The 21,421-nt window shown below is 55.1% G+C and carries 18 protein-coding genes and 1 pseudogene; 9 read left to right on the top strand and 10 right to left on the bottom strand.

The window, feature by feature from the left end; translation table 11 throughout:
• Nucleotides 1-134: 134 nt before the first annotated feature.
• The 3 genes from ACRCWW_RS07675 to ACRCWW_RS07665 all read right to left on the bottom strand — a co-directional run bounded on the left by ACRCWW_RS07675 (nucleotide 135) and on the right by ACRCWW_RS07665 (nucleotide 2,606).
• Nucleotides 135-419 carry a hypothetical protein gene (locus ACRCWW_RS07675; protein WP_438681880.1) on the bottom strand — a complete coding sequence of 95 codons (285 nt, stop codon included), beginning with the start codon at nucleotides 417-419 and terminating at the stop codon, nucleotides 135-137.
• Between the two features lie 231 nt (nucleotides 420-650).
• A complete protein-coding gene (locus tag ACRCWW_RS07670; protein WP_438681879.1) occupies nucleotides 651-1,424 on the bottom strand; it encodes a transporter substrate-binding domain-containing protein in 774 nt (257 codons plus the stop codon).
• A 12-nt stretch (nucleotides 1,425-1,436) separates the two neighbouring features.
• Entirely contained in the window at nucleotides 1,437-2,606 is a 1,170-nt protein-coding gene (locus ACRCWW_RS07665; RefSeq protein WP_438681878.1) for a pyridoxal phosphate-dependent aminotransferase, read from the bottom strand.
• A 143-nt stretch (nucleotides 2,607-2,749) separates the two neighbouring features.
• Here ACRCWW_RS07665 and ACRCWW_RS07660 point away from each other — a divergent pair.
• Nucleotides 2,750-4,358 (top strand): annotated as a pseudogene (locus ACRCWW_RS07660) (FAD-NAD(P)-binding protein).
• A 46-nt stretch (nucleotides 4,359-4,404) separates the two neighbouring features.
• Complete coding sequence (locus ACRCWW_RS07655) at nucleotides 4,405-5,301, top strand: LysR family transcriptional regulator (protein WP_438681877.1); 897 nt, start codon at nucleotides 4,405-4,407, stop codon at nucleotides 5,299-5,301.
• Here ACRCWW_RS07655 and ACRCWW_RS07650 read toward each other — a convergent pair.
• A complete protein-coding gene (locus tag ACRCWW_RS07650) occupies nucleotides 5,240-6,748 on the bottom strand; it encodes a carboxylesterase/lipase family protein (RefSeq protein ID WP_438681876.1) in 1,509 nt (502 codons plus the stop codon). The two genes, ACRCWW_RS07655 and ACRCWW_RS07650, sit on opposite strands and share 62 nt — an antisense overlap.
• A gap of 43 nt (nucleotides 6,749-6,791) precedes the next feature.
• Nucleotides 6,792-8,135, bottom strand: coding sequence for a 2-oxoadipate dioxygenase/decarboxylase HglS (gene hglS, locus ACRCWW_RS07645; RefSeq protein WP_438681875.1), 1,344 nt, complete (start codon nucleotides 8,133-8,135; stop codon nucleotides 6,792-6,794).
• 252 nt (nucleotides 8,136-8,387) lie between these two features.
• Between hglS and pcaH the strand changes: the two genes are divergently transcribed.
• From pcaH to ACRCWW_RS07630, 3 genes are all read left to right on the top strand, one after another.
• Nucleotides 8,388-9,128: a protocatechuate 3,4-dioxygenase subunit beta gene (pcaH, locus tag ACRCWW_RS07640; RefSeq protein ID WP_438681874.1), complete on the top strand. Its 741-nt coding sequence runs from the start codon at nucleotides 8,388-8,390 to the stop codon at nucleotides 9,126-9,128.
• Nucleotides 9,125-9,745, top strand: a complete 621-nt coding sequence (gene pcaG / locus ACRCWW_RS07635) for a protocatechuate 3,4-dioxygenase subunit alpha (RefSeq protein ID WP_438681873.1) — start codon at nucleotides 9,125-9,127, stop codon at nucleotides 9,743-9,745. Before pcaH ends, pcaG begins: the two co-directional genes overlap by 4 nt.
• Before the next feature lie 159 nt (nucleotides 9,746-9,904).
• A complete protein-coding gene (locus tag ACRCWW_RS07630; protein WP_438681872.1) occupies nucleotides 9,905-10,831 on the top strand; it encodes a LysR substrate-binding domain-containing protein in 927 nt (308 codons plus the stop codon).
• A gap of 89 nt (nucleotides 10,832-10,920) precedes the next feature.
• On the opposite strand, the gene cybB is transcribed toward ACRCWW_RS07630, so the two are convergent.
• Complete coding sequence (gene cybB, locus ACRCWW_RS07625) at nucleotides 10,921-11,451, bottom strand: cytochrome b561 (protein WP_438681883.1); 531 nt, start codon at nucleotides 11,449-11,451, stop codon at nucleotides 10,921-10,923.
• A 192-nt stretch (nucleotides 11,452-11,643) separates the two neighbouring features.
• Between cybB and gap the strand changes: the two genes are divergently transcribed.
• Nucleotides 11,644-12,645, top strand: coding sequence for a type I glyceraldehyde-3-phosphate dehydrogenase (gene gap, locus ACRCWW_RS07620; protein WP_438681871.1), 1,002 nt, complete (start codon nucleotides 11,644-11,646; stop codon nucleotides 12,643-12,645).
• 85 nt (nucleotides 12,646-12,730) lie between these two features.
• On the opposite strand, the gene ACRCWW_RS07615 is transcribed toward gap, so the two are convergent.
• From ACRCWW_RS07615 to ACRCWW_RS07600, 4 genes are all read right to left on the bottom strand, one after another.
• On the bottom strand, nucleotides 12,731-13,885 hold the full coding sequence (locus ACRCWW_RS07615) for an acyltransferase family protein (protein ID WP_438681870.1): 1,155 nt from the start codon (nucleotides 13,883-13,885) through the stop codon (nucleotides 12,731-12,733).
• A gap of 94 nt (nucleotides 13,886-13,979) precedes the next feature.
• Complete coding sequence (locus tag ACRCWW_RS07610) at nucleotides 13,980-14,390, bottom strand: GFA family protein (RefSeq protein WP_438681869.1); 411 nt, start codon at nucleotides 14,388-14,390, stop codon at nucleotides 13,980-13,982.
• A 133-nt stretch (nucleotides 14,391-14,523) separates the two neighbouring features.
• Nucleotides 14,524-15,963, bottom strand: a complete 1,440-nt coding sequence (gene aldA / locus ACRCWW_RS07605) for an aldehyde dehydrogenase (protein ID WP_438681868.1) — start codon at nucleotides 15,961-15,963, stop codon at nucleotides 14,524-14,526.
• Between the two features lie 210 nt (nucleotides 15,964-16,173).
• Complete coding sequence (locus ACRCWW_RS07600) at nucleotides 16,174-16,989, bottom strand: YdcF family protein (RefSeq protein ID WP_438681867.1); 816 nt, start codon at nucleotides 16,987-16,989, stop codon at nucleotides 16,174-16,176.
• A 225-nt stretch (nucleotides 16,990-17,214) separates the two neighbouring features.
• On the opposite strand from ACRCWW_RS07600, the gene ACRCWW_RS07595 reads away from it, so the two are divergent.
• The 3 genes from ACRCWW_RS07595 to ACRCWW_RS07585 are packed head-to-tail and all read left to right on the top strand — an operon-like array spanning nucleotide 17,215 to nucleotide 21,339.
• Nucleotides 17,215-18,867, top strand: coding sequence for an MFS transporter (locus ACRCWW_RS07595; RefSeq protein ID WP_438681866.1), 1,653 nt, complete (start codon nucleotides 17,215-17,217; stop codon nucleotides 18,865-18,867).
• A 25-nt stretch (nucleotides 18,868-18,892) separates the two neighbouring features.
• Nucleotides 18,893-19,975, top strand: a complete 1,083-nt coding sequence (locus tag ACRCWW_RS07590) for an HlyD family secretion protein (RefSeq protein ID WP_438681865.1) — start codon at nucleotides 18,893-18,895, stop codon at nucleotides 19,973-19,975.
• Nucleotides 19,972-21,339 (top strand): efflux transporter outer membrane subunit, encoded by a 1,368-nt coding sequence (locus ACRCWW_RS07585; RefSeq protein ID WP_438681864.1) that lies wholly within the window; start codon nucleotides 19,972-19,974, stop codon nucleotides 21,337-21,339. The genes ACRCWW_RS07590 and ACRCWW_RS07585 overlap by 4 nt, the downstream gene beginning before the upstream one ends.
• Nucleotides 21,340-21,421: the final 82 nt, after the last annotated feature.

Genomic DNA, 21,421 nt, shown 5'->3' with positions numbered 1-21,421 from the left:
GTTCATTTCGGGGGATGGGTGCTATGATCGGCATTGCTCAGTCCAGTTGGTGATTTTGGTTGGTTTGGCGATTGATCAGATCGCACAATCCGGGCTGAGTTCCCTTTAAGTGATCTACTATTCGGCGCAGCTATTTAGTTACCGTTCTGATCCACGACGGCATAGCCTGCAAGTTCGGTATTAAACCAGACTTTCAGCTCCATCCCTTCCGCGCCTTCAGCGTGACCGCTTAACGTTGGGCGTAAATCGTCAGTTAACCCATCCTCAGCGATATGTCCTGTATTTTCGCCGACGTCATCATTGATATAATCGATGTTGACAATCGAAGGTGCCGCCGGGCTGGGATCGAAAGGTGCGGGGGCTGACGTTGCTGCGAGTGCACCAATGAGTTCATTATTATTACGTGTTGCGGTAGCCATTATTTACCTCTGACAATTTAAGTAAGTTCAGTTAATAACCGAAGAATAAAAAAAAGATAAAGACCTTCTGGATCCTGTCACTGAAGGTGAAAGCATAATAACGCTTTACGTCATCTGATAAATTAACAACCCTTTTCTATAAATTTCCGCAAAGAATAAAAATAGATTTTAATAATAAAAAAGCCCCGGAAGACATCATCTCCGGGGCCAAAGCCAAAGCCGTACTCGCTATTATTTTACGCTGACGTCGATACCGGGGAAGTATTTCGCCGCAAGCTTTGTAATGGTGCCATCGGCGCGAACTTTGTCGATGGCGGTGTCGAGTTGTTTTTTGCTGGCCTCATCGCCTTTACGCAGGCCGAAACCAATGCCGCTGCCGAGAATAGTGTCATCGGCGACGGGCATACCAATAAAGCCAAATCCTTTGCCCTGCGGCTTGCTGAGGAAACCCGCCTGCCCGGCGGCAGACATCACCAGCGAGGCATCAATACGGCCATTCAGCAAGTCTGCCCACGCCATATTCTGGTCTTTGTAAGACACAACCGTTACGCCGTGTTTTTCCCAGTGTTCTTTAGCATAGGTTTCCTGAATGGAGCCTTGCAGCACACCAATGGTTTTGACCTGCAATCCTTCCGGCGTCGCCTGCATTCCGCTGCCTTCTTTACCGACTAACTGCGAAGGAATGCGGTAAATAGGCTGGGTGAAATCGATGCTCTTGCGGCGCTGTTCGGTGATGTTCATCGCCGAGTTAATGGCATCAAACTTTTTCGCCACCAGACCTGGGATCAGAGAATCAAAGGAGCTTTCCACCCAGCTGCATTTCAGCTGTGCGGCCTGGCAAATCGCATTGCCTAAATCGATATCAAACCCTTGCAATTCACCGGCGGAATTGCGGCTCTCAAACGGGGGATATTCTGCCTCTACGCCAAAACGGAGTGAGCCCGCCGCAAAAGAAGAGAGTGAGCAGAACAGGCCCATGCCCAGAATCAGTGCTTTACCTTTCATCGCCAACGCCCCTTAACGTGGTTTTACCTGACACAGGGCCGCAGCGCCTGCCCGTAATGTAGCCTCATCCTTCGCAAAGGAGAGACGGATAATGTTGTTGTCCGTGCCGTCGGTATAAAACGCCGACAGCGGAATGGTAGCGACGCCATGATCGACGATAAGCCGTTTGACCATCTCGCTGTCGCTTTCATCGCTGAAATGGCTGTAGTCCGCCAGCAGGAAGAAGGAACCGCGGCTTGGCAGCAGCTTAAACGGTGATTCAGCCAGCAGCGTTTGCAGCAGGTCGCGTTTGCGCTGGTAAAAGGCCGACAGCGACAGCCAGGTCTGCGGGTCGTTCATGTGCTCAGCAAACGCGTGCTGCATGGGAGTATCGGCAGAGAACATCAAAAACTGATGCACTTTGCAGATTTCATCCATCAGCTCAGCCGGCGCAACGCAGTACCCGACACGCCAGCCGGTCACATGGTACGTTTTACCAAACGAAGAGATTATCACGCTGCGCTCCGCCAGCTGCGGATGTGTCGCCATGCCGTGATGCGGTTCACCGTCAAACACCACATGTTCATACACCTCATCGGAAAGAATAACGATGTCGGTGTTGTGGGTCAGGTTCGCCAGCTGTTGCAGATCGTCTGCGCTGAAAACCATGCCGCTTGGGTTATGCGGCGTATTCACGATGATCATTCTTGTGCGAGGCGAAATGGCCGCACGCACTTCATCCCAGTTCACCTGGAAATCCGGGACGGTCAGCTTAATCGCAACAGGCTTTGCGCCCTGCAAGCGGACAATCGGCGCGTAGCTGTCGAAGGAAGGTTCGAAGTAAATGACCTCATCGCCAGGATGCACCAGGCCGCTTATCGCTGAATAAAGCCCTTCACTGGCGCTGGCGGTAATCAGCACTTCGCTGTCCACGTCGTAACGTGTGCCGTACAAATCGGCAATTTTATCGGCGATGCGCTCTTTCAGTGGGCGTAAGCCGGTCATGGGCGCGTACTGGTTATGCCCCTCTTCCATGGCTCGCGTAACCCCAGCCACCAGGCGTGAATCACACGGAAAGTTCGGCGCGCCCTGGGACAGGTTAATCGCATTATGTTGAGAGGAAAGTTGACCGATCACGGTAAAGATAGTGGTGCCCACATCGGGCAGTTTGGTGCGGGTTTTCACCGAAGAACGCAGAGTCATTGCCAATCCTTTCTCAGAAAATATGCATAACTATTCAATCTAATGCCAGATAAAACGACAATCGAATTGTTGTCATATTAGCCATGAGAAAAATGCATGGCTTCCTGTACTACACTTGCTGCAGGTCATGACAGGTCACTCCTATGAAAAACATCGCCATTGTTGGCACCGGCCCGACCGGGATCTACACCCTTTATTCGATGGTTGAAAACCAGAAAGCCGCCGCTATCACCCTTTATGATCAGGCAGACGAAGCCGGCGTTGGTATGCCCTATGCACAGGAAGACAATTCCCGGCTGATGCTGGCCAACATTGCGAGCATTGAAATCCCCCCGCTGTTTTCGACCTATCTTGACTGGCTGATACAGCAAGATCCGCTTCATCTGGCCCATTACGGCGTGCAGCACGCCACGCTGCATGAACGACAATTTTTGCCGCGTATTTTGCTTGGTGAGTACTACCGCAGCCAGTTTTTGCAGCTGATCGAACAAGCCCGGCAGCGGGGTTTCCGGATAACAGTGCGGGAATCCAGCGAAGTAAAGGATTTGGCCGTGACCCACGAAGGCGTAAAACTCTGGGCTAATGCTTCACAACCCGAGCTCTTCGACCTGGTGGTACTGGCGACAGGTCACGTCTGGCCTGATGATGACCAGGCAACGCGCTCTTTCTTTCCAAGCCCGTGGTCTGGTTTGCTGGAAGCACACATTGATGCCGGAAAGGTAGGGATCATGGGCGTATCACTTAGCGCGATTGATGCCGCCATGGCGGTTGTGGCGCAGCACGGCGAGTTTGTCGAAACCGGCAGCGACGGGCTTGCTTTTCGTCTTGATGAGGGCAGCGATGCGCTAAACATTGCGTTGTTGTCGCGCTCGGGAATTTTGCCGGAGGCGGATTTCTACTGCCCTCTGCCCTACGAACCTTTGCAAATCGTGACGGAAAAGACGATTGAGCACGAAATTGCTGCCGGGCAAGAGGGGTTACTCGACCGTGTTTTCGCCCTGATGGTGAAAGAGATTGAGTTGGCCGATCCTCGCTGGAGCAAAAAGATATCCCTGCAAACCCTGAACGCTGACACCTTTTCCGAAGCCTGGTTTGCCGACCGGCAGCAGCACTGCCCGTTTCACTGGGCGGCTAAAAACCTTGAAGAAGTCGAACGGAATAAGCGAGACAAACACACCGTGGCGTGGCGCTACGCCCTCTTGCGTCTGCATGAGCCTGTCGAGGATATCGTGCCCCATCTCAGTGAACCTGACAGGGAGCGGTTCAGCAAAGGGCTGGCTCGCGTGTTTATCGATAACTACACCGCGATTCCCTTCTGAATCGATTCGCCGCCTGCTCGCGCTTCGCGATGCGGGGATTCTGAGCATTCACGCGCTCGGACAGGATTACACCCTGAATACCGGAAAGAGTAAAACGGTCATTATCGCTGAAGATAAGCGCTTTGAATTTGCCACGTTTATTGATGCGCGAGGTCAAAAGCCGCTGAAAATCCGCGATCTCCCTTTCCCGACACTGCGCCAGCAACTGGCTGAAACGGGCGATGACTTTCCGGATGTCGCAGACGATTACACCTTGCTTGAACCGGCTTTTGTGCGCGGGCGAATAGCCTGCGGTGCTCTGCCGTATTTACTGCACGATCGGCCCTTCGTTCAGGGGCTGACGGTGTGTGCGGAAATCGGTGAAAACATCGCCCGAGCAGTGTCAGCCTTACCTTCACGCACCCGGCGGCGATTGCCATTTTTCGGACAATGAGGCAATGTCATACCCGCCATGAGCAAATTGCATAGCTGGAGTCTGCATGCCACGTAGCCAGTTGCCCCTGAACGCTATCGAAACCTTCCTCGTTACCGCCCGTCATCTCAATCTGACGCATGCGGCCAAAGAGCTGTGCCTGACTCAGGGCGCAGTGAGCCGCAAGATTGCCACCCTGGAAGCGTGGTTTGGCTTTCCGCTGTTTGAACGGCTGGCGCGAGGCTTACGCCTTTCTCCGCAAGGCAGCGCGCTCTATCCGGAGCTGATGAACTCGTTTCATCAAATGGTGACGGTGGCCGAACAGGCTCGCCAGCAGCAAACCGTGGTTCGCCTGAAAGCGCCCACCTGCGCCATGCGCTGGCTGGTGCCGAAGCTTGTGGATATCGAACAGCGTTTCCCGGAGATGCAGATTGCGCTCACCACCACCACCGAGCATTCGGTTAACTTCAAGACGGAACCGTTTGATGCCGCGATTGTGTTTGGCTCACACCTGAATGCAGGCGATCTGCTTTTCGAAGAGGCGCTGACTCCGGTCGTCAGCCATCGTCTGGCGGAGAATGCACAGTTTTCAGGTATGACGTTTTTGCATCCCACGCGCGACAAAACAGACTGGTCGATATGGCTGGCGCAATTCACCTCGCCGTTGCCGTCTGCGATGCAAAAAAATCAGCACTTCGACACCATGGATTTAGCCATCACGGCGGCGATTCAGGGCTTTGGGGTCGCGATTGCTGACGAAACCCTGGTGCAGGAGGATTTGCTGAGCGGCAGGCTCGTGCGGCCTTACGCGCTCAGCGTGAAAACCGGTGCCAGCTACCGCCTGGTGGTTCGCGAAGGGTCAGCGAAGGCTTCCGGTCTGAGGCAATTTCGCGACGGGCTGCTTAATCCAGCGTCACGTGATGACGCATTACCCGACGAAACAGTGCCAGCCGGGCACGCATAAAACGGTTTTCGACTTTAAAGCCCGCATGCTTGTTGAGCCCGATACGTAAAAGCCTGTCGCGCCCTTTTATCGCCGCAGGCCAGCGAAGCGGGCCATGTAACGTGTCACAGGTGAGACTGGCGTGGCGGGCGAAATTCACCCAGTAATCCGCCACCTGAGCGGAGAACGCGCAATCATGCTGATTCACGTACTGACGTGCGGGTTCGGCCAGCGTCAGGGTATCAAACACGTAGGGCACTTCATTGCCGTGCCAGGTTCCGTTGGCATAGGTGTCGTGCTCGGCCTGCGCCACATAGTCAAACCAGTAGCGCCAGCACGGCTGCCCGACACGCTGCTGCGCCTGCATCACCAGATAGCCGAGGGTGGTAAACGCCATGTCGCGACACACCTGTCGGCCCAGCTCCACATCGTCTTTCACGCCAGGATAGAGCAGTTTAATCAGCCCTAATCCCAGTCGCCGCTCGCGACGCAGTTTTTGAATTTGCCCGGCCAGGTCGACGCCAAACACCGCCATCACGCTCGCTTCATCGCTGTTTGAGCCCACCATCACCGGCATCGGATACTGGCGGGCGGCGAAGAACATGTCCAGCATCGGCTGTGGCAATACGGCATCCCCGCAGATGGGAACCGGGCCCTGTTTCAGTTCGCCGTCGAGCGGCCACAGGCTTTCTGCGGGGATCGCCCGTAGCTGCTCTGCCGTGGCGTTGTGCAGGTCGAAATGGCGGGCAATCGCCTGGCTTTTGGCTTCAGCGTGTTCGAGCGTCTGATCGGACAGCGTGTAGCTGCTTTGAATAATGGCTTTATGAAACAAGCCTTTTGCTTTCGGTGAAACCATCAGCGACATCACGCTGCGAGCGCCAGCGGATTCACCAAATAAGGTGACGTTGTCACTGTCACCGCCGAAAGCGGCGATGTTTTCCTGTACCCACTTCAGCGCGGCAATCTGATCCAGCAGTGCAAAATTGCACACTCGCTCGTCTTCTTCCCCTTTCAAAGCAGGATGAGCGAAAAAGCCCAAATGCCCGAGTCGGTAATTGACCGTAACCACCACCGCATCCCGTTTTGCCAGTGCTTTACCGTCGTACGGAGGCAGGCTTCCCGCCCCAATGGCAAACCCGCCGCCGTGCAGCCAGACCATCACGGGCAACGGCTGCGTTCGCTGAGCCGGAGCCCAGACATTCAGATAGAGACAATCTTCGGAAAAGGCACCCGGATCGCCCCCGCCGAGTTCACGGCAATAGTTGATATCCTGCCAGCTTGACGGAGAAAACTGATGCGCCTCACGCACGCCCTGCCAGGGAAGAACGGGCTGAGGCGAACGCCAACGGAGCGAACCAACGGGAGGGGTGGCGAAGGGAATGCCTCGCCAGAGATGAATATCGTCTTCAACCAAACCCAGCAGGTCGCCCTGCCGGGTCTGCACTAGCGGTAAAACGGGAGTTTGCATACGTGCGATCCTTTCTCTGCAAGGCTCCCAGTGTATTCAGGTTTTACAGTAACCCGCAACGACGTTTGCTGCGTTCCTCTGCGGCCTGGTAAAGCTGAAACTCGTCCAGTACTTCACAGCCCAGCGCGGCTTCAAAGGCGGCTTTACTGGAATTACCGTGGCTACGCGCCTGCGTTTCGTTCCCCAGATTGGACTGGAAAATGCCCGCGGCGCTGACCGGCAGGAAATCTTCGTAGGTGACAGGCTGCGCAACCAGCCAGCCACGCTCAATCAGGGGCTGCGGATCATCGCCCGGACGAAACGCCTGGCGATGGGCTTCCCCGGCGGGCGTCAGGCGATAGCGGAAATAGGCCAGCTCCTGGCGACGTAAAAACATCTCGCTGTCCGGGAAAGCCTTAAACATCTCCGCAAGATGGTGCTGATGGCTGACGTTGTCTTTTCCGGTGCCCGCTTCCGTCAGTAAAGAGTCATACAGCGCGCGCCCTTTGGGCGTCAGCGCCACACCACGCTGTTCAATTTCACCAAAGCGCGCCGAGTGCGTGCCCCGGTGTTCGCCTGCAAACAACACCGGCTCTTCCAGCGCTTTAAAACTGGTCTGACGCAGCAGAATGGGCACTTCCCGACGCGGCGGGCCTTCAATCAGGATCTTCGGTTCGATGCCGTATTCCGGCATCAGCTGCTGCACGCGGTCGATATCCAGCGTGCGCGGCGTCAGGTGATTAATGTGGCAACCAGGGAAGCACACCACATCCGCAATCAGCCGATGTTCATTGTGCAGCGCCTGATAGGTTTCCTGATCAACCGTGGCATGGCTGTGCCAGCGGAACGTCTCCAGCGCTTCCTTAACGAACTCTTTGCCCTCCGCTTCGCTCAGATCGCCCTGCACTTCATGCTGAGCAATAAGATCCAGACAGCGAGGGGTGAAAATCTGACGCTTCGCCAGGATGTCAGCGGCTTTCTCCCGCAGGGCGAGATTTTCGATGAGCTCCAGACGCAGCAGTGAAGTAAACACGCGGAAAGGATTACGAGCCAGCGCCACATCCTCCACCGGACGAAACGCGGTGGAATGCACTGGCACGCCTGCCTGAGAAAGATCGTAATAGCTGACGGGGTACATCCCCATGATCGCAAACATCCGGCGCAGCGTGTTCAGCTCTTCGGCAGTGCCCACGCGGATCGCGCCGTGACGCTCCACGTTAAGCCGCGACAGCTCATCAGCGTTCGCCAGCTGTTCATGTAAATGAGGATTATGCTCCAGGACCGCCAGGTTCACGTCCGCCACAAGTTCCAGCAGCGTGCCGTACTGCGGAACTTCCTGCTGGTACATCGCTGACATAGCCTGCGAAAAGTTTTCCCGAATCTCATCAGCCGTGATGGTGTTCGCCATGATGTCATGTCTCCAGTGAATATTACCTGGAGTGTACATAAGCCATTTGCCGTCGGGAGGAAGAATTTCCGAATTGTGATCGCGGATAACCTCCGTGATTTTCCCTTATTTTTGTGCAGGCAATAACCTGTTGTTATGGAAAAAACCGCATAAATTCACTTTAAATTAACAATATGATTACACACACTGCCAGGGGTCAATCCGGCATAACGCCAGCACATAACAACAACACCCTCTTACCCGGAGCGCCCTATGACCGAAAAATGGACACCACGCGAAGTGGTGCATCGCGACTACAGCAGCCACCCACCGGCTTTCGCACCAGGCTATAAAACCAGCGTGCTTCGCTCGCCGCGCAATGCCCTTATTTCGCTGCAAAACTCCTTGTCTGAGATCACCGGCCCGGTCTTCAGCAGCGCCGATTTAGGCCCGTCAGATAACGACCTGATCATGAATTACGCCAAAGAAGGCTTACCGATTGGCGAGCGCATTATCGTCCATGGCTACGTGCGTGACGGCTTTGGCCGCCCGATGAAAAACACGCTGGTCGAAGTGTGGCAGGCCAATGCTGGCGGGCGCTATCGTCATAAAAAAGACCAATACCTGGCCCCTATCGACCCCAATTTTGGCGGCTGTGGCCGTGTGCTGACGGATGAAAACGGCTACTACTTCTTCCGCACGATTAAGCCCGGCCCTTATCCGTGGCGCAATCAGGCCAGCGACTGGCGCCCCTCGCACATTCACTTCTCGCTTTCCGGTGAGGCTTTCGCTCAGCGCTTAATTACCCAGATGTATTTCGAAGGCGACCCGCTGATCAAGCAATGCCCTATCGTCAAAACCATCAATAATGACGACGCCATTCGTACCCTGATTGCCGAGCTGGACACCCATGCCGCCGTGCCGCTGGACTGCCTGGCGTACCGTTTTGATTTGGTGCTGCGCGGCCATCGCGCCACGCTGTTTGAAAACCGCACTCAGGGAGCTGCACGATGAAAGACTATTTAGCGGAAACCGCCTCACAGACCGCCGGGCCTTATGTCCATATTGGCCTCGCACCAGAAGCCGCAGGCTTTCACATCTTCGAGAAAAACTTCGGCCCGATTCTGGTGAACAGCCACACCGAAGGCGAACGAATCACCCTTGAGGGGCGCGTTTTTGACGGCTCAGGCACTCCGGTGCGCGATGTGCTGCTGGAAATCTGGCAGGCTAACGCCAACGGACGCTACAACCATCCGGCGGATCAACAGGCAGAGAAACCGCTCGACCAGGATTTTCGCGGCTGGGGACGCAGCTGTTCCGATTTTGATTCAGGTACCTGGCGCTTCGAAACCATCAAGCCGGGCGCAGTTATCGGGCGCGACGGACGCCTGATGGCCCCTCACGTCAACCTGTGGATTGTCGCTCGTGGCATCAATATTGGCCTGAACACGAGGATGTATTTCTCTGATGAACAGGACGCCAACCAGCGCGACCCGGTACTCAACCTGATTGAATGGGAAGTTCACCGTCAGACGCTGATCGGTCAGCGCGAACAGCGCGGTGATGAAGTGGTGTATCGCTTTGATATTTATCTGCAAGGCGACAAGGAAACCGTCTTTTTCGACCTGTGATCGCCCTTCCGGCAGCGCCTGGCTGCCGGGATATCACTGCGCATTCCATAACCACATGTCACTCAAATGGCTCATATGTTAATATTATTTTGCTATCAAGTTATCAAAATTAAACAAGTTGTCTTGTAAACCGCTTTGTTCTGTCTTTAACATCCGGTTATGGAAAAAAACGGTCTCTTCAGTCAGCGCATTCGCTTGCGCCATTTGCATACCTTTGTCGCCGTCGCTCAACAGGGAACGCTGGGGCGCGCGGCGGAAACGCTCAATCTTAGCCAGCCTGCGCTGTCGAAAACCCTCAATGAACTGGAACAGCTTACCGGCACTCGCCTTTTCGATCGCGGGCGAATGGGCGCTCAGCTCACGCTGGTTGGCGAACAGTTTCTGACCCATGCGGTGAAAGTGCTGGATGCCCTGAATACCGCAGGACAGGCGCTGAATCGCAAAGAAGGCATCAGCAATGATGTGGTGAGAATTGGCGCGCTGCCCACGGCGGCGTTGGGCATACTGCCTGCGGTGATCGGTGAGTTTCACAAACAGCAAAAAGATATCACCCTGCAAGTGGCGACCATGAATAACACCATGCTGCTGGCAGGCCTGAAATCCGGGGAGATCGATCTGGGTATTGGCCGGATGTCCGACCCGGAACTCATGAGTGGCCTGAACTATGAGTTGCTGTTTCTGGAGTCGCTGAAGCTGGTTGTGCGTCCGGATCACCCGCTGTTGCAGGAGACGGTCACGCTTAGCAAAGTGATGGAATGGCCGGTGGTGGTTTCGCCGAAAGGGACAGTTCCGCGCCAGAACGCGGAAGCGCTGGTGTTAAGTCAGGGGTGTAAACTTCCGGCGGGCTGTATTGAAACGCTCTCGGCATCGCTCTCTCGCCAGCTCACGGTAGATTTCGACTACGTGTGGTTTGTGCCGTCCGGCGCGGTGAAAGATGATTTGCGACGCGGTACGCTGGCAGCGTTGCCGGTGACCACTCAGGTGGCGGGAGAACCGATCGGCATTCTGACTCGGGTCGATACCCAGCTTTCAGCTGGCGCACAGACGTTGTTGAGTGCCATTCGTAAATCAATGCCGGGGAGTTAACGCATTTGTTGTAGGCCCGGCAAACACAGTGCCGCCGGGCAACAATTGCCGGATGGCGCTAACGCTTATCCGGCCTACCCAGAAACGCCTTACTGCTTCTTACGCGGCATCATGCGCAGCAGCGTGTTGTCCTTCCAGACATAGTGATGCAACAGCGCCGCCAGGGCGTGCAATCCAATCACGTAATAACCGATGGTTGCCAGCAGGACGTGATACTCCTTCAGATTATCGGCCAAATCGAAATTGGCCTCTGCCGCATGTGGCATGGTAATACCGAAGGCAATCCACGGATTTCCGCGGTTGTACATCATCACCAGGCCGATAATCGGCAGAATAATGAACAGCAGGTAAATCACCAGATGGCCTAAATGCGCCATGCCGGTCATCCATGGCTTCGGTTTAGGCACAATCGGCGGCGACTTCTGTTTCAGGCGCACCAGCAGACGGGCCACCATCAACACCAGAATCGAAATGCCGCACGACACATGCACCATGTTGAAATACGGTCGATAAGTGCGCGGGAAGAAACCGCGCAATTCCATTGCGCAGTAAGCGCCAATAACCAGCAGAAAGACCAGCCAGTGAATGCCAATCTGTAGGCCAGAGTATTTTTCTCGCATCATGATGTCCGCGTCAAAACCGTGAGAGGGTTAACATAGCGGCGTTGTCTTAAAAATTCATTAACTTTTCTGTATAGATTTTCAAACCGTTAGCCGCGACTTCACACTGAACGTTTGCCCAATCTGACCGGTTGGTCTAAGCCTGGAGGAGTTTATTCACGTCGTGATTGAGCCTCTCAAAGGAGATACGTAATGAGTAAGATGGGTATTAATGGGTTTGGGCGTATTGGCCGTCTGGTGTTGCGTCGTCTGCTGGAAGTCAACAGTGCGCAGGAAGTGGTCGCCATTAATGACTTAACGTCGCCGAAAGTGCTGGCCTATTTGTTGAAGCATGATTCCAACTACGGTCCGTTCCCGTGGAGCGTCGATCACACGGACGATGCGCTAATTGTCGACGGCAAAAAAATCGCCGTTTATGCCGAAAAAGACGCAAAAAATATTCCGTGGAAAACAGCGGGTGCGGAACTGATTGTCGAATGCACCGGGTTCTATACCGCCACGGACAAAGCTCAGGCTCACCTTGATGCCGGGGCAAAAAAAGTGCTGGTCTCCGCCCCTGCCGGAGACATGAAAACCATCGTGTTTAACGTCAATGACGATACGCTGGACGGCAAGGACACCATCATTTCTGTAGCGTCCTGCACCACCAACTGCCTGGCGCCGATGGCGAAAGCGCTACACGATGCGTTTGAAATTAAAGTCGGCACCATGACCACCATCCACGCCTATACCGGCACTCAGGCGCTGGTCGATGGCCCTCGCGGTAAAGATTTGCGTGCCTCACGTGCCGCAGCGGAGAACATCATTCCTCATACCACTGGCGCGGCGAAAGCCATCGGCCTGGTTATCCCTGAACTGAACGGCAAGCTCAAAGGCCATGCGCAGCGCGTGCCAGTAAAAACCGGTTCAGTGACGGAGCTGGTGTCGATTCTGGGTAAAAAGGTCACGGCTGATGAGGTGAACGCGGCGCTGAAAAAAGCCACCGACGGTAACGAGTCGTTTGGCTACACCGACGAAGAAATTGTCTCTTCCGATGTGATTGGCAGCCATTTTGGTTCAGTCTTTGATGCCACTCAGACTGAAATCACAGAGGTTGGCGATCTGCAACTGGTCAAAACCGTGTCGTGGTATGACAACGAATACGGCTTCGTTACCCAGCTTATTCGCGTGCTGGAGAAGTTTGTAAAACTGTAACCCTTCGCCGCACGTCAATCCTCTCGCTTTCCTTTCTGCGATGAACGAAAGCCAGGGCATAAGCTCAGTCTTATGCCCTGCTTTTTTAAGAGAGGTTAAGCGCCTTTTCGTTGGCCGCGCGATTTTTGATAATACGTTTACCCAGGTCAATGCCCCGCATTTCGATATAACGGTGAAGCAACGTGGCGAGCAAGTAAACGATGGGCAGGCAAATCCCGACGGTCAGCAGATAACGGGCTCCGCTCGAATGCTGCGCAATAGGGGAATGGTTCAGCAGGAAGGCAATGACCGGCATGACAATCAGCAGGTGCAGCAAATACACGGAATAGGACACATCGCCAAGCCAGGTGAACAGCCGATGGCTCAACAACCAACGCGGCACGCTGAAGACTTTTGCCACGATGCCCGGTTGCTGATAGCGCCACAGCACGCCCGTCATGCCGACAATCATGAACGCTTCAAAGAAAATCTGCACCGAATCCATGCGAATGTTCATGATGGCGCTCACGACCGGTGCAAGCAGCGCCAGTAAAACAAACAGCAAACGACGTTGTCTCACCGCTTCAGCCATTAGCATTCCGGCGATAAACATATGCAGTTTAATCAGGATCATCGACGGCATCGGGAACGCCTCGTACATGCCCGGCAGCAAATAGCGCCCTACCGCCACCAGCCCCATCAACACCACCAGCGTCGTCGCAAAGCCCCAACGCATCGTCAGCAGCATGATGAACGGGAATAACAGGTAAAACTGCATTTCCAGCCCGATACTCCAGTCTGGCAGCGCGGTGTTATAGGCATACTGCGGCAAATCACCGAAGACAAACGTCACGTGGGTGAGCAAATTCATGAAAGAGATATCGCTGTAGCGCGACGTTTCGGTCACCGTTGAAGGAAAGGCTTCACCGATAATCTGGCGCATCTCACCCATAAAATGCCCGCTGACGAGCGCGATAAACAGCATCACGTAATACAGAGGCGCGATACGAAAATAACGTCGCATCCAGAACGTTTTTATCGTCTGCCAGGCACTCCAGGGCTCTTTGTCCTGACGTTCAATATAGTTTTTGGCCATCAGGTAGCCGGACAGCAAAATAAACAAATCGACGCCGAGTTTCGGCACCGCGATTATCGGGATTTTGCAGTTGACCAACAGGGCGATATGCCCGAGAAAGACCCACAGCGATGCGACCCCGCGCATGCCTTCTAATTCCGGAGACCAGTTTTTTGCTATTGCCATAATCACCTCGTTAAAAGGGGATCATAGCAATATGCTCGCTACGTTAAGTCCGAATGTCGCAGTGGCTAAGGCTTTTCAGATTAACGCCAGCCCCTTATTTTACGGGGCTATAACGCAGAATTCCCGCCGTGCCACCGCCGCCATCAGAGGGATGATTCACGCCATCGGCCACCGTCACTTCGTGGAAATCAAACGGTGAGACGCCCTCGATACAGGCCACGTTGACGCCAAACTGGTTGGGATTCGAACGGCGCTGATGGAAGGTGTAAATCCCGCAAACGGAACAGAAATAATGGGCGGCAGTGTGGGTGTTGAAGCGATATTCCGTCAGCTTGTCCTTGCCTTGCGTAACGGTTATTCCCGAGAGCGGTGCAGAAACCACCACCGCGCCGCGCATCCGGCAAAAAGAGCAGTTGCAGCGTCTGATGGTGTTGAATCCATCCGCCAGTTCGACGGTAAATTTCACTGTTCCACAGTGGCACCGGGCATTTACTTTTTCAGTCACGGGCAAACCTCGACTTTTTCAGGTGAGCCCTAATTTGTAGCACAGCGTTTGCATTTTTGCCGGGTGCGAATTGCCGGGTGGCGCTGGCGCTTACCCGGCCTGCACGAGATCTGGGGCAATCGCCCCAGAGGTATCAGGACTGCAAATAAACCACCTGCGTCTGGAGATACTCTTCCAGGCCATGACGGCCATCTGCGCCGCCAATGCCGGATTTACGCCAGCCCGCATGGAACCCCTGCATCGCTTCGAAGTTTTCGCGGTTGATGTAGGTTTCGCCGAACTTCAGCCCTTTGATGGCTTTCATCGCCTTATTGAGATCCTGAGTGTAAACAGAGGACGTCAGACCATACTCGCTGTCGTTGGCCATCGCCAGCGCTTCATCCAGCGTATCAAACGCCACGACGGGCAGCACCGGGCCGAAGGTTTCTTCGTGCATGATGGTCATGTCCTGACGCACATCAAGCAGCAGCGTCGGCGGATAGAAATAGCCTTTCCCTTCCACCGCTTTCCCGCCAAGTACCACTTTCGCGCCCTGCTCAACCGCTTTTGCGACTTTCTGTTCAACGCGTTCCAGCGCCGCGGCGTTGATCAATGGCCCCATGGCGATATCATTTCGCTGCGCCGGGTCACCAAACTGTACGGCTTTCATCGCTTCACCCAGACGATTCACAAACTGATCGTAAATGCCTTTCTGCACATAGACGCGCTCTGCGCAGTTACAGACCTGCCCGGTGTTGATCACGCGGGAGTCGACAATCGCTTTTACTGCCAGATCCAGATTCGCATCATCCAGCACGATGGCTGGCGCTTTACCGCCGAGTTCCAGGCACACTTTGGTGATATTTTTGGCGGCGGCGGTCATGATTTTCTCACCTGCGCCCACGCTGCCGGTCATGCTGACCATCGCCACTTTCGGGTTACCCGCCAGTTCCTGACCGACGGTTTCACCACGGCCCAACACCAGATTGAAGACGCCTTTTGGCAGGCCGATTTCATGCACGATTTGCGCAAACGCAATAGCGTTGTTTGGCGTGAATTCGCTTGGCTTGATAACGATCGTGTTACCGGTGATCAGCGCAGGAGCCAGCTTGCGGGCAATCAGGAAGAACGGGAAGTTCCACGGCAGAATACCGGTGGTGACGCCCAATGCACGTTTGAAGACAAAGATGTTTTCGCCCGGACGGTCGCTTTGCAGAATTTCCCCTTCGTAGCGACGAGCCCATTCGGACATGTAATCGAGGTAATCGGCAGTGAAGAAGACTTCCACTTCGGCCAGCTGCTGGATTTTGCCGCCTTCCGCCACAATCAGCGAACTGATTTCAGCGGCGCGCTCGCGAATACCCGCGGCAATCTTACGTAACCAGCCAGCACGCTCTATAGCTGGCAGAGCTTCCCAGGCCGGCTGAGCGCGTTCTGCGGCATCAATCGCCTGTTGCGCTTCTTTGGCGGAACCATCAGGGATGCGGGAGAGGATCGCCTCAGTGGAAGGGTTGACCACATCAATCCAGCTGTCGCCCTGCCAGGACACAAACTGACCATCGATATACATTGGGTGTTGTACGGGTGCCGTCATGAATCGCTCCTGTAAATGCATCGTTTTTAATAAGTAAACTTAATGTTAAATATCGAGATTTAAGGGGGCTGATTCCTACCCTATGATGCTGTATTTGTGAGATATATCATAAAAGCAGGCTTATGGACGCGATTCAGCTTAAACATTTTCGTAACACGTTTTGCCCGTTTGCGTTGTTTCTGTCGCAAACGGGCATTTTATGTCTCGCTTTTACAGCAGTGAACGACTGGTGAGTGCCTCACGCAGGCGCGAATCTTCTTGCAGCGTTTGCCAGGCCGCCATCACCCTGTCGGGGATATCGACATGGGCAATAAACCCTTTACCACGTGGGCCGTAGCCGTTTTCATCGTCGAGCAAACGCGGCAATTCACCCAGCAGCAGTGACAAATAGCGCTCCACCGGCCAGACAGCATCGGCTTCATCGGTAAAGGTCAGCCCGTGGGTGGCGTTACGCAACACCGGCAGGTAGCCCGGATAGCTCCGCCATTGTGGCGCCTGGGGGGCGTCCTGCCACACGTGCGCAAAAGTCGCCATGGTCCGGCGCTGCATGGTCGGATCCTGCACCACAATGCCGCTCTGACAAGGGATGCCGCGCTCCTGCATCACTTCACGGGTGAAACGGGCATTTTCGCCGCAGTTGGTGGAGCGGTCTTCCACCACGATGCGATCGAGGGGAATATTCCAGTACTGATGAGCAATATCCGCCAGAATCGAGGCTTCCGCCCGGGCGGTGGTGCGGAGTATGTTGTAACGTGGATGACGGGCAACGGCCGCATAGAGAAACGTGGTGGAGTGCCCAATGCCGCCGCTGATCAGCAACGTGCGGTTTTCCGCCGCCAGTCGGCAAGCGGCATCAATCGTTGGCATCACGGCGTTGCCAGCCAGCACCACCAGATCGGCCTCAACATTGACAGGCGGTGTGGAAAAATCGTTCTGTGCCAGCCACTCACCTACGCTATTGGCGGCCTGCAACGTGTCGTCATTCAGATGGGGAAAGGTCGTCAGCATAATGTTCCCTTCTTTCATGTGTCTTCCTACAGGGTAACGGTCGCCGGCGATGATGACAGTAGATCACTCCGAAAGCGAGCAATTGCCCCTGTTTCTGACCTCTCCTTTCGCACTTTCATTCACTCTGATTTTGTTACAATATTGAGATATTCACTTGAGTAATGTCTTAAAAGCGCATTACACTCGTTAGCCTGCTAACAATTCACATGATGAAGTCATTTTCTGCAAGATCTAAGGGATAGCATGAGCCTGCCCAAACGCGATCCATACGCACCGCACGACTGGGCACCTCACGAAAAGCCCGCCCTTCTCGGCTCACCGTCCACGCCGGAGCATCCTGTTCCAAGGCGCATCGCCTATGGGATTGTCGGTTTATTGGTGTGCCTGACCGGGGCTTTGGGCAACGCCGTCGTCACCGCGAATCTGCAAAACCTGCAAGGCACCTTCGCGGCCTGGTCGACGGAGATTGCCTGGCTGCCAGCGGTTTATGTGATGACCAACGTCTCCATTAACCTGCTGCTGGTAAAATTCCGCCAGCAGTTCGGGCTGCGGGCTTTCACCGAAGGCTTTCTGGTGCTGTATGTGCTGGTGACGTTTTTCCATCTTTTCGTCAACGATTTGAACAGCGCCCTGATGGTTCGCGCCGCTCACGGCATGGTGGCCGCGGCGTTGAGTTCGCTCGGCATTTATTACCAGATCCAGGCCTGGCCCGCTCGCCACCGCCTTAAAGGCCTGACGATTGGCATTACCGGGTCGTCGCTCGCCATACCGCTGGCCCGTTTGTTTTCCACCGAGCTGTTGCAGCTTGATGAGTGGCGTGGGCTCTACTTCTTCGAGCTCGGGCTGGCGCTGATTTGTCTGGCCTGCGTGATTGCGCTCAAGCTCCCGCCCAGCGATCGCAAAAAGGTGTTCGAGAAGAAAGATTTCATCACCTTCTTCCTGCTTGCACCCGGCATGGCGCTGCTGTGCGCGGTGCTGTCACTCGGTCGTCTCGACTGGTGGTTTGAAGCACCGTGGATTGGCTGGTCGCTGGCGCTGGCGACGGTGCTTATCATCAGCGCCATTGCTTTTGAGCATAACCGCAGCAACCCGCTGCTCAATACGCGCTGGCTTTCGAGCGGCAGTATTTTGCGATTAGGGCTGATTATGCTGCTGATCCGCATCGTGCTGGCGGAACAGAACACCGGTGTCATTGGCTGGTTACAGTATGTCGGCCTGCAAAACGAACAAATGATCCCGCTGGCATGGTCTATATTTGCCGGGATCAGCTGTGGGATTGTCGCCAGTTGCCTGACGCTCAAACCTCAGCGACTGGCATGGCCGATCGTCACCTCGCTGGCACTGATGATTGTGGCCTCACTGATGGACAGCCAGTCCAGCAGCCTGACCCGCCCGGACCAGCTGATGGTCAGCCAGTTCTTATTGGGATTTGCCAGCGCTTTCTTCATCGCCCCGTCTATGCTGGCTGGCATTGGCGGTGTGATCGCCGACCCACGCAATCTGGTCAGTTTCTCGGTGCTGTTTGGCATGAGCCAGAATATCGGTGGCCTGCTGGGCTCAGCCCTTCTCGGCACCTTCCAGACCTGGCGCGAAAAATACCATTCGGCGCTGATTGCCGAGCAGCTCACTACCCTCAACCCGCTGGTCAGCGAACGCCTTCAGCAATACACCCAACTGTTTCAAAGCCAGATTGGCGACAGCTCGCTGCTGGGCGTCCAGGCGCTAACGCAGCTCCAGACCCTCAGTACGCTGGAGGCCAACATCCTGGCCTACAACGACACCTACCTGTTGACCGCCGCGATTGCGGGCACCACGCTGGTGTGGATCTTATGGCGGTTGCTGCGCCTGCGCGTGACCGCCCATCTGGCATTAAGAAAAGCCACGGGAAGCAAATGATTAAGTTCTGTTTACAGGAGTCTTTATGAGTCAGCAGGATGCCGCCACCGAGCAGGCCCACACGCGCAATAACCTGCGCGTGGTATCTGTTTTCACCGCTGCGGCGATTGGGCTTGTCGGGGTACTGGTTATTCTCTACGCCTGGCAACTGCCGCCCTTCACGCGCCACAGCCAGTTTACCGATAATGCTTATGTGCGCGGCATGACCACTTTTATCAGCCCGCAGGTCAACGGCTATATCACCGCCGTCAACGTGAAAGACTTCGACCACGTTAAGCAAGGCGATGTGTTAATTCAGATTGATGACCGCATTTACCGCCAGCGCGTTCATCAGGCACAGGCACAACTGGCGATGAAACAGGCCGCACTGAACAATAACCTTCAGCAGCGTAACAGCGCGGAGGCCGTGATCGCCCGCAACATCGCGGCGCTGGATAACGCCAAAGCACAGAATTTAAAATCGCAGGCCGACCTCAAGCGCGTTAAAGAGCTGACTTCCGATGGCTCGCTTTCGATTCGCGAACGCGACGCCGCCCTGGCCAGTGCGGCTCAGGGAAATGCCGATATCGCTCAGGCGAAAGCCACTCTTGAGATGTCACGCCAGGATTTGCAGTCCACTATCGTCAATCGCGCTTCGCTGGAAGCTGATGTGGCGAACGCCAAAGCCTCGCTCGAACTGGCGCAAATCGATCTGCAAAACACCCGAATTATTGCGCCTCGTGAGGGCCAACTGGGGCAAATCAGCGTGCGCCTGGGCGCTTACGTCACCGCAGGCACGCACCTGACGACGCTGGTTCCGCCGCAGCATTGGGTGATTGCCAATATTAAAGAGACTCAGCTTGCTGAACTGAAAGTCGGACAGCCAGCTACCTTTACCGTCGATGCACTCAATGATGAACAATTCCACGGCACCGTGCAGAGCATTTCGCCTGCAACGGGCGTGGAGTTCAGCGCTATCTCGCCGGATAACGCCACCGGCAACTTTGTGAAAATTGCCCAGCGAATTCCGGTACGGATAACCGTCAACGAAGGACAAAAAAATGCCGAACGCCTGCGCCCAGGAATGTCTGTTCAGGTCACGATTGATACCCGCGAGGCGAAACAATGAGACGCTTAACGTCCGTAGCGGTTGCGTTGTTGCTGGCAGGATGCCATGCCGTTGATGTGCAGAAAGCTGACTCACAACTGGTGATCCCAACGCAATGGCGGCAAAGCATTGGCCCAGCCAGCCCGGCTGAAAGCGTCTGGTGGCGGCAGTTTCATGACAGTTCGCTGAATCGTTATGTGGATCAGGCGCTGCGTTACAACAGCGACGTGTTAATCGCCCGCGAACGCGTGAATGAATATCAGGCCCGGGCTTACGCTACAGAAGGTTCTCTCTTCCCGTCACTTGATGCGGATGTCAGCGGGGCGCGAGCTCGCGCGCAATCGGCCGCAACGGACCTGCCCATCCACAGCACGCTGTATAAAGGCAGCCTGACCGCCAGCTACGATGTGGATTTATGGGGAGCGAACCGCTCGGCATCGCGCGCAGCGCAAGCGTCGCTGGCGGCACAGAAAGCAGCGGCTTCTGCGGCAGAATTGACCGTCGCATCCAGCGTAGCAGCAGGTTATGTGACGCTGCTGTCTCTCGATGAACAGCTGCAGGTCACGCAGAATACGCTGAAATCTCGTGAGGAAGCTTATCAGCTGGCAAAACGCCAGTATGAAACAGGCTACACATCACGGCTGGAGCTGATGCAGGCTGATTCCGAACTGCGTGGCACGCGGGCACAGGTTCCGCTGTTGCAGCACCAAATCGCTCAGCAGGAAAATGCACTCAGTTTATTGCTCGGACAAAACCCCGCCAGTGTTGAACGCCAGGTCTTTGACGCGCTGACACCGCTAACCTTGCCCTCGCAACTGCCTTCAACCCTGTTAAATCGCCGACCGGATATCGTTCAGGCGCAGCGAGCACTGCTGGCTGCCGATGAAACGCTGGCCTCCTCTGAGGCACAACTGCTACCTTCCATCAACCTGACCGCCACGGGCAGCTATCAGGATGCGACATTGCCAGGCCTGCTCGACAATCCACTACGCTTATGGAGCCTCGGCGGCAGTATTCTCGCCCCGCTGCTTAACCGCCAGGCACTGAATGCGCAGGTGGACATCTCAATGTCTCAGCGAAATCAGGCGCTGTACGGATATGAAAAAACCGTTCGCAGTGCCTTTGGCGAAGTGAACGACAGCCTGGACGCCATTACCCGCTATCGGGAACAGCTCGAAGCGCTTGAGGAACAGCAACAGGTGGCCAGCGATACGCTCAGAATTGCGCAGAATCGCTATCGCAACGGCTACTCCTCCTATCTGGATGTGCTGGACGCGCAGCGCACGCTGTTTTCCACCCAGCTCAGCGTCGTGCAAGTGAAAAATAATCTGCTGCTGGCACAAATCGATCTTTACCGGTCGCTGGGAGGCGGCTGGTCTGCTTAGTCAGGGTAGCGGCTTAAAGGCTGGGATGGATTTACGCTGGCGTGGGTGAACGGATAGAAAAAGAGGGTAGTTTTGGCGTCGC

The organism is Scandinavium sp. (genome assembly GCF_051650185.1).
In the GTDB taxonomy this organism is placed as follows: Bacteria; Pseudomonadota; Gammaproteobacteria; order Enterobacterales; family Enterobacteriaceae; genus Scandinavium.
The sequence above is the reverse complement of the archived record's forward strand: the minus strand, read 5'-3'. Positions and strand labels throughout refer to the sequence as shown.